The organism is Pseudarthrobacter sp. NPDC092202, from assembly GCF_044755505.1.
GTDB lineage: Bacteria > Actinomycetota > Actinomycetes > Actinomycetales > Micrococcaceae > Arthrobacter.
The window spans coordinates 259,218-272,464 of the sequence record NZ_JBIVRG010000003.1 but is presented as its reverse complement, the minus strand read 5'-3'; the positions used below and the strand labels follow the sequence as shown (position 1 = coordinate 272,464).

Here is a 13,247-nt window from a genome sequence, read left to right as displayed (position 1 = left end):
CCAGAACGGGTCCGGGCGCATGATGGGGTTGATGCCGCTCCTCGGGGCGCGGTATGGCAGGGCGGGCGCTAGGGGTCGCTGGTCGATAAACGCCACGGGACAGGGCACAGCCCGTTCCCGTGGCCGGTCAGTGAGGGGTGCTCGGCAATGGGCGCACTGTGGATCAGGGCATTGGGCCCGTTGCAGGTGATCGCTGACGGCGTCCAGGTTCCCGTCAGCAGCCGCAACCTGCGTATTGTCCTCGAATGCCTGGCGCTGCGGGCGAACTCGGTAGTAGCAGCCGACTTCCTTGCTGAAGCCATTTGGGACGGCCACCCGCCCGCGCATCCGGGCCCGCAACTGCAGGTCTACGTCGCGAACCTGCGGAACCTGCTGGAGCCCAATCGCCATAAGGAGGTTGCCTCGCACCGCCTGGCCAGCCGTCCCGGCGGCTACCTCCTGGCTGTTGCGGATGACGAACTCGACCTGCTGCAGTTCCGGGCGCACCTTGCCGCCGGGGAGCGCGCAGTAGAAGCGGGCGAACTCACTGGCGGTGCGGTCCGCCTGCGCCAGGCCCTGGACTTGTTCGTCTGCCCTGCTTTTCCGGACCTTGCCGACATTGAGCTGCTGGTCCCTGACCTCGAAGAGGTGGAGGAAGCCCGGCTGGTTACTTACCAGGACCTCTTCGACGTCGAACTGGCACTGGGCCGCCACGCCACGTTGGTGGGGGAGCTGCAACGGCTGGTATCGCAGCATCCCTACCGGGAGCGCTTGTGGGCGTCCCTTGTGCTTGCGCTGTACCGCTCCGACCGGCAGGCAGACGCCCTCGCCGCATGCCGTGCAGCCCGGAAGACCTTTGCGGCGGAGCTGGGCATTGATCCCGGGGTGCGCCTGCAGGAGCTGGAAGCACTGGTGCTGCGCCAGGATGTCTCCCTTGGGCCACCCGCCGTGAGCGAAAACCGCCGCGCCAGGCAGCGCCTCGATAACTTGCCTGCCGCACTCACCCCCATGGTGGGCCGGGATGTTGAACTGGGGGAGGTGTGTTCGCTCTACCGCTCCGAGGGATGCCGGCTGGTTACCGTAACGGGGGCGGGCGGGGCAGGGAAGACCCGCCTCGCCATGGCGGCGGCCGCGCGTTTGGGCGAGCGCATGCCCGACGGTGCGGGCTGGGTTAATCTGTCCCCGCTCACCCAGGTTGAGCAGGTGCCGGGTGCCATCGCTGCGGCACTTGGTCTGGAGGCGCCAGCAGGCGAAGACCCGCTGAAAATCGCGTCCCGTTTTCTCCATGCCCGCCGCCTGCTGCTGGTCCTGGACAACTTCGAGCACTTGGCAGACGCGTGGCCCGTGGTGCTGGACCTGCTCACTGCAGCCCCTGAGCTCCGGATCCTCACCACCAGCCGGAGGCGGCTTGGGTTGCGTCCAGAGTATGAGTTCGAACTTGCGCCGCTGGAGTTGCCACCGCTTGACCCGCCCCTGCCTCCCCGCCAGCTGCGGGAGGTGCCGGCAATGAAGCTGCTCTTGAACCGGGGCCGGACGGTCCGCCCTCGCTTTTCCCTAGACCACGGAAACGCCGCCGTACTCACTAGCCTGTGCCACCGGCTGGACGGGCTGCCGCTGGCCATTGAACTGGCCGCGGCCCAGCTTCGACACCTTAGCGAGCAAGATCTCCTCGCGGACTTGGAGGTCAGCCTGGCCGCCCTGCGGGCCACCTTCCCGGACCTTCCGGGCCGGCAGCGAACCCTCACCGCCACGATCGAGTGGAGTTACCAATTACTGGCGGACGCTGAACGCGTACTCTTCGGTCAACTCGGTGTTTTCGCCAACGATCCAACGACGGAAGCGATTGACGCCGTGCGCGGCTCCTTTTCCTCTGGCGCGCCATCCACTGAAGAACTGCTGTCCGCGCTCGCGGACCACAGCCTGCTGCGTCGCTACACCGACCATGCAGGACGGCGGCGTGTGACGCTGCTGCAATCCATCCATGAGTTTGCGCGTAACCGGCTGGCGCTGGTTCCTGAGCAACACGAGGTGCGCCGGCGGCATGCCGAGTACTACCTTGCCCTGGCTGAGACATTGGGTCCGCTACTGTGGGGTGCTGGCCAGGTGGAGGCATTCCGGATGCTTCACGCCGAAGCCCTCGACCTCCGCGCAGCACTGCTTTGGGCAGCAGGGCCGGATGGTTCGACTGAACTGGCCCTTCGCCTGGTGGGAGAGCTTTGGCATTACTGGGAACTCACCGGAGACGTTACCGAGCAGCAGCGAATTGCCGTTGAACTCGTGGAGGCAGCGCCGGATGCGGCGCCGCAGCTTAGAGCACCAGCCCTTAGCGGAGCAGCCACTCTGACATGGACCTTGGGCAGGTATGACCAGGCGGCCCACCTCCACCGCCGCGCCCTTGAAGCGTTTGAAAAGTCCGGCAATAGCCAGGGCGTAGCGTGGACCATCATGTGTCTGGCCGTGCAGGCAGCACAAAGTGGTGATTTCTCTACTGCCGAGCGGCTCACAGCGGAAGCCTTGGCCTATCCCGGAGTCAGCCTTCGGGTCAGAATTGGGGCGCTGGTTGTCCTCTCCCGCCAGGCTTACTGTGCCGGGGACCATCTGCGGGCACTCGAACTCTGCAGGGCGTGCGCGGAGCTGACCCGCCGGCTGGGGGACCGGTGGCTCCTGGGCGCTGTGCTTACCAATCTTGCAGAGAGCACCGAACAGGCTGGTGATTACGACGGTGCCGAGCTCCTGCTCATCGAAGCTATCAGCGCCTCACTCCAACTGGGGGCGGAGGGCAATCTGGCTGCTTTCCTTGACTCATTGGCGGGCGTTTATGCGTCAAAAAACCTCTATGACTTGGCCCCCCGCCTCCTCGCCGCGGCGGACTCCTACCGAGCAGACCGCGGTATTTCGCTGGATCAGGCAGAACGACGACGTGTTGATGCCATTATCGACAAAGCCCGGGCTGAAGCTGGCCCCATTCGCTTCGGGCTTGCCTGGTCTGGTGGACGTAGGCTTACCGTTCGGCAGGCAGCAAACGAAGTGCTCCAGGGCGGGCGCCAACCCAGACTCTCCGGCACCTCCCGGGGTTCAGCCCGATCAGCTTCTACCGCCGTGGACAGTGCCGCTGGCTCAGCCCCCTGGACGTGACATGCGCGGCGACGCTGGCCGCTCGAATCCCGCTCGCCAGTCGTAATAGCGTGCAATATAAGCATGATCTCATGTATTTGATGACTATAAATTCGGCAGCCGTGCTACTTTCAACACTGCCGCCGCGCATTTCTTCGTTGCCAACGACCGGGACCAGGGGACTGCGCGCGCTCCCATTGCAGAGTCCGATCATTGGAGACGCCCGTGGAACCCACAACAGACGTGAAGCTGGACGCCCAGCCGGCCAGGCCCCCCGCGGCCGACTCCGGACTCCGCCGCTCCATGGGCCCGCGCCACCTGGTGATGATCGCCATGGGCGGCGTGATCGGCTCCGGCCTGTTCCTGAGCTCCGGCTACACCATCTCCCAGGCCGGCCCGCTCGGCGCCGTCATCGCGTACCTCATCGGCGCTTTCGTTGTGTACCTGGTGATGGCCTGCCTCGGCGAGCTTGCCATCGCCTACCCGGTGTCCGGCGCATTCCACATCTACGCCGCCCGCTCCATCGGCCCCGCCACGGGTTTCGCCACCGCCTGGCTCTACTGGCTGTGCTGGGCGGTGGCCATCGGCTCCGAGTTCACCGCCTCCGGGCTCCTCATGCAACGCTGGTTCCCGGACGTGGAGGTCTGGGTCTGGTGCCTGGTATTCGCGGCCGTGCTCTTCGGCTTCAACGCCGTGTCCTCCAAGTTTTTCGGCGAGTCCGAGTTCTGGTTCGCAATCGTCAAGGTCGCCGCAATCATCGGCCTCATTGTCCTGGGCGGTGCGGCCCTGTTCGGTTTCCGCCCGCTCGGCGGCGGGGGAGAGCACCCGTTCCTGTTCGAGAACTTCGCCACCGAGGGCGGTCTGTTCCCCAACGGCTTCACGGGCGTCCTGGTTACCGTACTCGCGGTCTTCTACGCCTTCTCCGGCTCGGAACTTATCGGCGTGGCCGCCGGTGAAACCAAGGACCCGGCCACCAGCATCCCCAAGGCCCTGCGCACCACGGTGCTCCGCCTGCTGATCTTCTTCGTCGGAGCCATCGCCGTCATCGCCGCCACCATTCCGTACAACGAGGTGGGCCTCGATGAGAGCCCGTTCGTCACGGTCTTCTCCGCCATCGGCCTGCCGTTCGCGGCCGACATCATGAACTTCGTGATAATCACCGCGCTGCTCTCCGCCGGCAACAGCGGCCTGTTCTCCTGCGCCCGCATGCTCTACTCCCTCGCGGACGAAGGCCACGCCCCCCGCGCCTTCAAGAAGCTGACGCGCCGCGGCATCCCCCTCATCGCGCTCTCGGTGAGCATGGTGGGCGGCGTCGCATCGCTGATCAGCAGTGTGGTGGCCCCGGAGACGGTCTATCTGGTGCTGGTTTCCGTGGCCGGCTTCGCCGTGGTGGGCGTATGGATGTCCATTACCGCCTCGCACTTCTTCCACCGCCGCGCATTCGTCCGCAACGGCGGCGACGTCTCCACCCTCGCCTACAAAGCCCCGCTGTTCCCGCTGGTGCCCATCCTGGCGTTCTCGCTGTGCGTGATCTCCCTGGTCGGCATCGCCCTCGATCCCACCCAGGCCGCCGCGCTCTACTTCGGCATCCCCTTTGTGGCCGCCTGCTACATCTGGTTCCACTTCCGGCACGGCCGCAAGGCCGCTGTGGCGCCATAGGCGCAGTAACAGGAACGGACGACGGCGGCTGCCGGGGCCAGGTGCGTTGCGCACCTTCCCGGACGGTCGCCGTCGTCCTTTCCGCCGCATCACCGCCGCCCCTGAAAGGCGGGGCGTGGAAGAATGGGGCCTTGTGACCGGCCGGGAGGGGCAGATGAGCGTGGATTCGTCCACTGAGGCGTCGTCAATGGCGCAGGGGCTCCGGATTGTCCGGCTGGTGGCAGGCAGGGAGAAGCTGGGACGCCAACTGCTGGGCGTTTCGCAGCTGGCCGCGGAGCTGGACATGGAACAGAGCCGCGTCTCCCGCCTGGCGCAGGAACTGTGCGACCTCGGACTGCTGGAGCGCGTGGACCGCGGGCCATTCCGGACCGGTCCGCGCTTCTTCAGCCTGGCTGCGGCATTGAACACCGGCTGGGTCCGGGAAGCGAAAACCGAACTTGAGGCGCTGGTTGCGGCGCTGGGACTGCGCGCCCGGCTCTCCGTCCTGGACGGCTACCGCGTGATCCTGGTCCGGGCCTCCAGCAACGACGCCATCCCCGGCAGCTTCGTCAAGCCCGGCATGGTGACCCCGGCCTGGTGCACCGGCGCCGGCCGGGCGCTGCTGTGGGACTTTGACCGGCCGGCGCTGGATGCCCTGCTGCAGGACGTGAACTACATCGGCATCGGCGGACCGGGGGCCGCGCACTCAACTGGTGGGGTCTGGGACCTCATGGTCCGCGACCGTGATGCCGGGTTTATCACCGCGGCCGAAGAATTCGAACATGGCGTTGTGGAGCTCGCGGTGCCCGTCCGTGACACCGGCGGCGCCATCCTTGCCTCGCTGAGTGTGCTGGGCAGCAGTGCCGGGATCGGTCCGGATGCGGCAGCTGCGGCGGCCGTGCTCACCAGGGCCGCTGAACGGATCGGATCCAGCGGGAGCGCACGCTAGGGCTCCTGAAATCCGAGCCTCTGCTCGAGCCACTTTCCCCGGGCCACCAGCGCGTCCGCGCAGGCTTGCCGGCGCGGTTCCAGCCTGTCTTTGATGCCCACGATCTGCAGCGCCGCCACCACGTCACCCTTGAAGTCCCGGACGGGGACAGCCAGGGAATAGAGTCCCGGTTCCGCTTCCTCATCCACGATCGAGTAGCCCCGCTTCCGGGCAGCTTCACGCCGCGCCAGGAAGTCGTCCACGCCGGTGGGCGTGTTGGGGCCGTGCCGCACAAACGCCACATCCGCGAAGACGGTCCGCACTTCCGCCTCCGACGCTTCCCACAGCACCGCCTGCCCGGCATCGCTGCAGTACGCGGGGTAGGGCCGGCCCAGCCAGGAGCCCACGAGGTTGCTGCTGGCCGGGACGCTTTCGCCGATGGTCACCGTGCTGTCCCCGTGAAGGACCCCCAGGAAACATGCCTCGTCCGTTTCTCCCGCCAGCGTGTCCAGGGCGGTGCCGCCGTCGGACTCCAAACGGCGCTCGGTAAGCAGTTGGGCGTCAGTGAGGACGGACCAGTCCAGGCTGTAGGTGCGCTGGCTCGTTTTGTGGAGGAAGCCCTCCTGTTCGGCGCTGCGGAGGCTGCGCGAAACCTGGCTGCGGTCCTTGCCGAGGTCTGCGGCGATGTCCGCCACGGTTCCTCCGGGCTGTCCCGCGGCATGGCGTGCACCCACAGCAAGAAGGGCCATGATTCCGCGGCCCATGCTGGAGGTTTTTGGCATGGTGTCGAGTCTAGTGGAGGGGCTTTCCCTCCCCGGCTTCCGATGTGTCACCGACTGGCGCGCCGGATTCGCCGGAACAGTACGTGGACGCCGGAACGCCCCGGCGACCGTGTTCTCTTCCGGCGATTGGGGAGCTGCCGGCCGCAGGGCAGGGGAGCACAGCCGAGTCAGCAGATGGCGAACACCCTTGCCGGGAAGCCGCTGCCGGCGAGGGGCTTTGGCCAGGAGGCAACGACGGCGGCGCCGGATTCCGGCAGTCCGTCCAGGTTGGCCAACAGTTCGATCTGCCAGCAGCCCTGTTCCAGGACATAGGTTTCCAGGCTGAAGTCCTGCCGGGAGGTTGCCAGGCCCGGGTCCGTGTCAGTCTGCTCGTGGCCGACCGCTGCCACGGCACGGTGCTCAACCAGGAAGGACAGCACGTCCATGGACCAGCCGGGCGTGTGGCTGATGCCCTCGCTGTCCCGGTTGGCCATCGCCCCGGCGTCGGGCCACCGGCCGCTCCATCCGGTACGCAGGGCAACAAAGGAACCTTGCGGGATGGGCCCGTTCCGGGTTTCCCACTCCTGTACGTCCTGCAGGGTGGGGGTGGCATCCGGATTGCCGGCCACCCGCTGGCTGATGTCCAAAACCACCAGCGGAAGGATCATCTCCTCCACCGGGATCTGGTCCAGCGTCCTGCCGCCGCGGATGAAGTGGGAGGGCGGGTCAACGTGGGTTCCCCACTGGCCCACGATTGTGTAGCGGTGGGCAGTGAAGCCGTCACCCTTGTCCAGGTCGAAGAGGGCTGCGCGCTGCTCATCCGGAAAGGCGGCGAAGTGGGGCTGGCCAGGGTGGAAGGCATGCGTCAGGTCCACGAACTGCCTGCCCGCGATCACCGAGTGCAGGCCCTCCCAGAGCGAGGTGGTGCTGGTGTCCGTCATGATGCTGCGGCTCCTTCTGCCATGGGCGCTTCAGTCTTTGATGCTTCTACCTGCGGTGCCAGCGCGGTGCTGGAGACGCTGACGGGACCGGTCACTTCAATAACCGGCACCTCCCACGGGTGGATGTCCACGAGGCGGCGCATGAACCGCTCGACGGCGGCGTCCCCCAGTGAGGCGTCGAAGTACGTCGTGAAGACGAAGGTTGGCGAAAGGGTCTGCTCACCCACCCGTCCGAGGGTGGGGTTTGCGCCCTCGGCTGTGGTGAACCCCTCGAAACCGAGGCTGGACTCAAACACATGCTTGTAGTTGCCGAAGTCCCCGAGTTCCCGGAATTCTGCAAGGGCCTGCAGCAGGTGCGCGATGCCCGGATCATCCCGGAAGGCATCCGGCTCGCCCTTGGACAGCTGCCCGAAGGTGCTGCTGCTGATGGGCCAGTGGACGCGGAGCTTGCGTACAGGGTGAAGTTGAACGTCCAAGAACCTAGCCTCTTTCCTCCGCCGAGTGACGTCTGCCAGCCATCGTGACAGAAAGAAATAATCATTACAAGCATAATGAAATGCGTATTATGACTACATGGCTTCCGCTGCACCGCTCTCGTCCCTGCTGGAATCCGGGGAACACCTCGTCACCGACGGCGCCCTGGCCACGGAACTCGAGGCCCGCGGCTGCAACCTGGACGATCCCCTGTGGTCTGCCAAAGTCCTGCTGGAGGATCCGCACCTAATCAGGGACGTCCACCGCGACTACTTTTCCGCCGGGGCCAGGATTGCCACCACCGCCAGCTACCAGGCCACCCCGCAGGGCTTTGCGCGGCGGGGCATGAGCGCCCACGATGCCCTGGGGCTGGTGGCGTTGTCGGTGCAGCTGGCGGATGAGGCCCGCCGCATGCACCTGACCGCCGAACTTGACGCGGGCGTGCTGCTCATTGCCGGCTCTGTTGGCCCTTACGGCGCCTACCTTGCAGATGGTTCCGAATACCGCGGCGACTACACGCTGGGAAAAGACGAGTTCCTGGACTTCCACCGGCCCCGGGTAGCTGCGCTCGTTGATGCGGGTGTGGACTTCCTGGCGTGCGAGACGCTCCCCTCGTTTGCCGAAGCCGAAGCACTGGCCTCCCTCACGGAAGAGTTCGGCGTCGAATCCTGGTTCACGTTCTCCCTGCGGGACGGCGCCCACATCAGCGACGGCACCCCGCTGACGGCAGTTGCCGGGCTCCTTGATGCACACCCCCTGGCCGCAGCGATCGGCGTGAACTGCGTGCCGCTGCACCTGGTCGCTCCCGCGCTCGCCGCCCTCCACAGCGCGACGGACAAACCGCTGGTGGCCTACCCTAACTCAGGCGAAACGTACGATCCGGCGACCAAGACCTGGGGTCCGGCCACAGCCTCCGCCCAGGATGGGGACGCCGAACCAACAGATCCCGCCGGCGGGGCCGCCGCCTGGCTGGAGCACGGCGCCCGCATCATCGGCGGGTGCTGCCGCACGACGCCAGGCGACATCGCCGCCATCGGACGGGTCATTGCTGCGCACCACTGAACCAACCCGGGTGAACCATCCGCGCTGAACCTGCAGCGCAACGCGGCGCCTGAAGGCCTCAGCCCTTTGCCGGAGCGTCCTTTTGGTTGTCCTGGTCTGGGTTGTCTTGGTCCGCGGTGTCCCCGCCCGGGGCGCCCTGTTCGTCCGCGTGCTCGGCCTTCTCCCGGGCCTCCTGCTGGTGCTGCTCGAGTTTCGCCTCGGCGTCCCTGCGCCGGTATCCGATGGAGCGGGCCTGTTCAGGGGTGGGATGCCGGTGCTCCCGCTCCCAGGCATGGTCATTGACGCCGGTGCCGGGAACTGCACCGTCATCCGGATCCAGAGGTTCTTTACCCATATCCAAACCCTGTCACAGTAACGGCACTGATAGTAGGGCTTACGCCTCAAGCCGCCCGTAGGTGGTGATCACGTTGCCCTTGCTGGTCCGGGACTGGTCCAGGAGTACCAGCCGGGTGGTGGGGTCGCCGTCCTGGAAGAGGCGCCGCCCGCTCCCCGCCACCACCGGGTGCGTCATGAGCGTCAGGGAATCCAGCAGCCCGGCGAACAGCAGCTGCCGCGTGACCGAGATGCTGCCGCACACGGCGATCTCGCCGCCGTCGCGCTTTTTGAGCCCTGCTACGAACTCTTCCAGCGGCGCGTCCATCAGGTGCGAGTTTTGCCATTCGAGCGGTTCCGCCAGGGTCCGCGACGCCACGAACTTCTCCACCGGGTTGATGAACGCGGCAAAGTCCTCGTCCACGGGCGCGGTGGGCCAGTAGGCGGCCCACTCCTGGTAGCTCACCCGGCCCAGCACCACCGTGTCCACCGTTTCCATCATGGTGGTCAGGCCGGCGCCCAGTTCGTCGTCAAAGCTGTCGAACTGGAACTTGTAGGGATCGGACACCACGCCGTCCACGGAGTGGAACAGGCCGGCAGTGACTTTGCGCATGGGGACCTCCTGCGGGGGTTTTTGAGCGGACATGCCTCACGCTAGTGCGCGGCTTGAGCCCGCGGAAGATCCCTGCAAAAGCGGACGACGGCGGCCGCCCCAGTTACGTTCATCACTCGCCGAGGCGTCTTGCAGGGTTTGGCCGATCCTGAGCCCCATACTTGTGGTGAGCGGCTGTTGCCGTGCCCCGGCCAGGCAGGAGGAAAGTGCATGGAAACCCTGAAAAAGATCGTGAGCAACCAGTATTTTCCGGCCGCAGCAGTCCTTACCGCCGTGGTGCTGTTCTGGGCTGTGGGACTCCTGGGCGGGCTGTCCTTGCTGCACAACAACCAGCCCCCGCTGACCACGCTGACCTGGATGCTGTTCGTTTACACCGTTGCGGTCCTCAGTCCGCTGGCTGGCATCCTGGCCGCGGCCGACCTGCTCCGGCGCTGGCGCCGTAACCGGGCCGCCGAAATGGCCTACCCCGGGTATTCAGGTGACCTCGAAACAGGGGAAGGCCAGGCGGTGGTCGAGCCGGCAGGCGGAGCCCAGGCAATCGACGCACCCGAAGAGCCTGCAGTCCAGCACCCAGCGCCTCCCGCCCCCAAAGCAGCAAAGAAAACCTCCAAGCAGGCAGGCCGCAAGCAGGCCGCCTAGCAGGCTAGCCGCCGTCGTCCGTCCTACCGGTCCTTCAGCGCAGTGAGCGCTTCCTCTGCCTGCTGCAGCGCGTTCTCCAGCCGACGCCCCGGCTGCGGCAGCGAAAACAGGTAACCCTGCAGCGAATCGCAATCCAGGGCCGCCAGGTAATCTGCCTGTGCCGCCGTTTCCACACCCTCCGCCGTGACGGTCAAACCAAGGCTGTGGGCCATGTTGATCATGGAACTGAGGATGGGCAGCCGCTCGTTGCCGGTGCGCACCATGGAGACAAAAGTCCTGTCGATCTTCACCGTGTCCACCGGCAGGTCCTGCAGTCTGCCCAGGGAGGAATAGCCGGTGCCGAAATCGTCCAGGGCAACCCTGGCTCCCTCCTCACGGAGCGTGCTGAGCTGTTTGATGAGGCTGCAGTCGGCGTCGAAAAACACACTCTCGGTGACCTCAACGACCAGCTGGTAGGCCGCCACGCCACTGGCCTCCGCAAGCCGCAGGACCGTCTGGGCAAACAGGGGGTCCTGCAGCTGGACGCCCGAAACGTTCACTGCGAGCGACCGGGATGGATCCTCGCCCAGCCACGGCGCCAGCTGCACCATGCCCAGCGCCATCACTTCTGCGCCGATCTCGTTGATCAGTCCCGTGCGTTCGGCCAGCGGAATGAAGACCGACGGCGGGACCCGCCCGCCGTCCCTGTCCCACCGGGCCAGCGCCTCGAACGTGACCACCTGGCCCATGCGGTGGGACACGATTGGCTGGAAGTCGACCGATATTTCGCCCCGGGCCACGGCCAGCTGCAGGCCGGCTTCCATATGGGTCCGCTGCACCAGGGCGGTCATCATGTCCGGGTGGAACCGCAGGAAGCGGTTCTTGCCGGCGGCCTTTGCCGCGTACATCGAGATGTCCGCCTGCCGGAGCAGCTCGGAGGCCCCCACGCTGTCCCGGCCTAGCGATGCGAGTCCCAGGCTGAGGCTGGGCCGCAGGACTGTGCCCTGGATCGTGACGGGGACGTGCAGGCACCGGACGATGCATTGGGCGATCGCATCCGCGTCCGGGCATGCGGTCAGGAGCACCACGAACTCGTCTCCGCCCAGCCGGGCCACGACGTCGGCAGTGGGGGCGCAGCCGCGGAGCCTTCGGGCCACTTCAACCAGCATGTCGTCGCCGGCCTGGTGGCCAAGGATGTCGTTGACTTCCTTGAAGTCGTCCAGGTCCAGGAGCAGGACGTCAACGGCCTTGAGCCGCGGTTCCTGCAGGGCACCAGCCAGGGCGTCGTTGAACACGGCCCGGTTGGCAAGGCCCGTCAGCGGGTCCTGGAAAGCCATCGCCCGCAGCTTCTCGGCCTGCGCGGCGAGGTCCAGCATGGCCTGGTGGGCCTGCTCCTGGGCTTTGCGCCGTGGCGTGACGTCGCGGAAGCTCCACACGCGGCCCACGATGTTTTCGCCCACCTTCTGTGGCCGCGAATACCGTTCGAAGGTACGCCCGTCCGCGAATTCCAGGACGTCGTGGCTTTCTGCTGCCGGGTCTTCCCCAAGCGCCCTGATCCGTGCCAGGAAGCCCGCAGGATCCGCCACCTGCTCGATGATGAGCCGCAGGACGGGCTCCTCACTGTCCCCCTGCATGAGCTCCGGCGGGATACCCCACATGGTGAGGAACTGGTCATTGAAGCCGGCCACCCTGCCCTCGGTACTCATCACCAGGATGCCGTCGGCTGTCGATTCCAGCGTGGCGGTCAGCAGGGACATCGCTTCCCGCAGGTCGGCATCCGCGGCCTGGCGGTGGGAAGTACCCCGGACCGAAAGAAGCAGCAGGTCATGGCCGCGGCCGCCGTCGCCTGGTCCCCGGCATCCGTCCGAACCCCCTGGGGGTGCCGCAGGCCCCTGGGACGCTGGATGGAAAGGCAGGGCCGCTTCCCACGGCAGCAACGATCCCGTTGCCTCGGCGGGGAATTCCGTCCCGTTGCTGTGCAGCCCGTAGATTTCCCGCGGCGGCGGATGCTCACCGGCCCGGGCACGGAGGCGGGCGAAAAGCTGGTCCGCTTCGCCGCGGAAGCCTTCGGCGAGCAGTGTTCGGTGGTCCCGCCCGATGAGGTCCCCGGCGGCGAATCCGAACAACCTCCCGGCCGCGGCATTGGCCAGGGCGATGCTGCCGTCTGTTGCTATGGCCAGCAGCGCGTCCGGACTGGCATCCAGAACGGTGCCGAAAGTTTGTGCTGACGCAGTCCTGCCGTGGCTCCAAGAATTATTCAAGACTCCACCCCCCTCGGACATCATAGAGGGCAGGAACCGATATTTGGTGAGCTGCCCGGCCCCGGTTTCCCAGGGGCTGTTGCGGACCCGCAGCACTCCAGTCATTGCCAACATAAAAGCGCTGCCCCGCAGGGGGACAGCGCTTTCAAGGTTTGTGAATAAAGGGACCGCTATACGCGGCGGTGGCTGCGGTTAGTGACCGCGCCATAAACCAGCAGCACGATGATTGAACCAAGAATTGCCAGCAGCCAGGTGCGGATATCGAAGAATTCGGCCAGGCCGCCGCCGAAGATCAGCGAACCGATCCAGCCGCCCAGGATGGCGCCGACAACGCCGAGGACCAGGGTAACCACCCAGCCTCCACCTTGGCGGCCGGGCAGGATAGCCTTCGCAATGGCGCCGGCGATCAGGCCCAAAATGAGAAATCCGAGAATGCCCATGTTGTCACTCCTTGTCAGTAAGTTGTGCCGGGCCCCCATTTCCGGTTCCATAATTCAATCAGCGTGCTTACTGCTCTGCAAGAGTTTGATTATCACGGGATGACTG

Annotated in this window: 12 protein-coding genes; 5 read left to right on the top strand and 7 right to left on the bottom strand. The window is 66.2% G+C overall.

Annotation, left to right across the window (positions count from 1 at the left end):
• Positions 1–147: 147 nt before the first annotated feature.
• The 3 genes from ACIQF4_RS07440 to ACIQF4_RS07430 all read left to right on the top strand — a co-directional run bounded on the left by ACIQF4_RS07440 (position 148) and on the right by ACIQF4_RS07430 (position 5,680).
• Positions 148–3,114 (top strand): BTAD domain-containing putative transcriptional regulator, encoded by a 2,967-nt coding sequence (locus ACIQF4_RS07440; RefSeq protein ID WP_400516686.1) that lies wholly within the window; start codon positions 148–150, stop codon positions 3,112–3,114.
• Positions 3,115–3,318: 204 nt separating this feature from the next.
• Positions 3,319–4,752, top strand: coding sequence for an amino acid permease (locus ACIQF4_RS07435; protein WP_400516685.1), 1,434 nt, complete (start codon positions 3,319–3,321; stop codon positions 4,750–4,752).
• Between the two features lie 160 nt (positions 4,753–4,912).
• Positions 4,913–5,680, top strand: coding sequence for an IclR family transcriptional regulator C-terminal domain-containing protein (locus tag ACIQF4_RS07430; protein WP_350004367.1), 768 nt, complete (start codon positions 4,913–4,915; stop codon positions 5,678–5,680).
• Here the strand turns inward: ACIQF4_RS07430 and ACIQF4_RS07425 are convergent.
• The 3 genes from ACIQF4_RS07425 to ACIQF4_RS07415 form a co-directional block, all read right to left on the bottom strand.
• Positions 5,677–6,441 (bottom strand): IclR family transcriptional regulator, encoded by a 765-nt coding sequence (locus ACIQF4_RS07425; RefSeq protein WP_400516684.1) that lies wholly within the window; start codon positions 6,439–6,441, stop codon positions 5,677–5,679. The genes ACIQF4_RS07430 and ACIQF4_RS07425 overlap by 4 nt on opposite strands.
• Positions 6,442–6,608: 167 nt before the next feature.
• A complete protein-coding gene (locus ACIQF4_RS07420; RefSeq protein WP_400516683.1) occupies positions 6,609–7,361 on the bottom strand; it encodes a cyclase family protein in 753 nt (250 codons plus the stop codon).
• Positions 7,358–7,837, bottom strand: a complete 480-nt coding sequence (locus ACIQF4_RS07415; protein ID WP_400516682.1) for a hypothetical protein — start codon at positions 7,835–7,837, stop codon at positions 7,358–7,360. The genes ACIQF4_RS07420 and ACIQF4_RS07415 overlap by 4 nt, the downstream gene beginning before the upstream one ends.
• Before the next feature lie 97 nt (positions 7,838–7,934).
• On the opposite strand from ACIQF4_RS07415, the gene mmuM reads away from it, so the two are divergent.
• Positions 7,935–8,897, top strand: a complete 963-nt coding sequence (gene mmuM, locus ACIQF4_RS07410) for a homocysteine S-methyltransferase (protein WP_400516681.1) — start codon at positions 7,935–7,937, stop codon at positions 8,895–8,897.
• Positions 8,898–8,955: 58 nt separating this feature from the next.
• Here the strand turns inward: mmuM and ACIQF4_RS07405 are convergent, their stop codons facing one another.
• Entirely contained in the window at positions 8,956–9,231 is a 276-nt protein-coding gene (locus ACIQF4_RS07405) for a hypothetical protein (RefSeq protein WP_400516680.1), read from the bottom strand.
• Positions 9,232–9,270: 39 nt separating this feature from the next.
• Entirely contained in the window at positions 9,271–9,822 is a 552-nt protein-coding gene (locus ACIQF4_RS07400; RefSeq protein ID WP_400516679.1) for a dihydrofolate reductase family protein, read from the bottom strand.
• Between the two features lie 210 nt (positions 9,823–10,032).
• Here ACIQF4_RS07400 and ACIQF4_RS07395 point away from each other — a divergent pair, with 210 nt between their 5' ends.
• Positions 10,033–10,461, top strand: a complete 429-nt coding sequence (locus ACIQF4_RS07395; protein WP_350004312.1) for a hypothetical protein — start codon at positions 10,033–10,035, stop codon at positions 10,459–10,461.
• A gap of 23 nt (positions 10,462–10,484) precedes the next feature.
• Here ACIQF4_RS07395 and ACIQF4_RS07390 read toward each other — a convergent pair whose 3' ends face one another.
• Positions 10,485–12,722, bottom strand: a complete 2,238-nt coding sequence (locus ACIQF4_RS07390; protein ID WP_400516796.1) for an EAL domain-containing protein — start codon at positions 12,720–12,722, stop codon at positions 10,485–10,487.
• Positions 12,723–12,871: 149 nt separating this feature from the next.
• Positions 12,872–13,141: a GlsB/YeaQ/YmgE family stress response membrane protein gene (locus ACIQF4_RS07385; RefSeq protein ID WP_350004310.1), complete on the bottom strand. Its 270-nt coding sequence runs from the start codon at positions 13,139–13,141 to the stop codon at positions 12,872–12,874.
• Positions 13,142–13,247 lie beyond the last annotated feature (106 nt).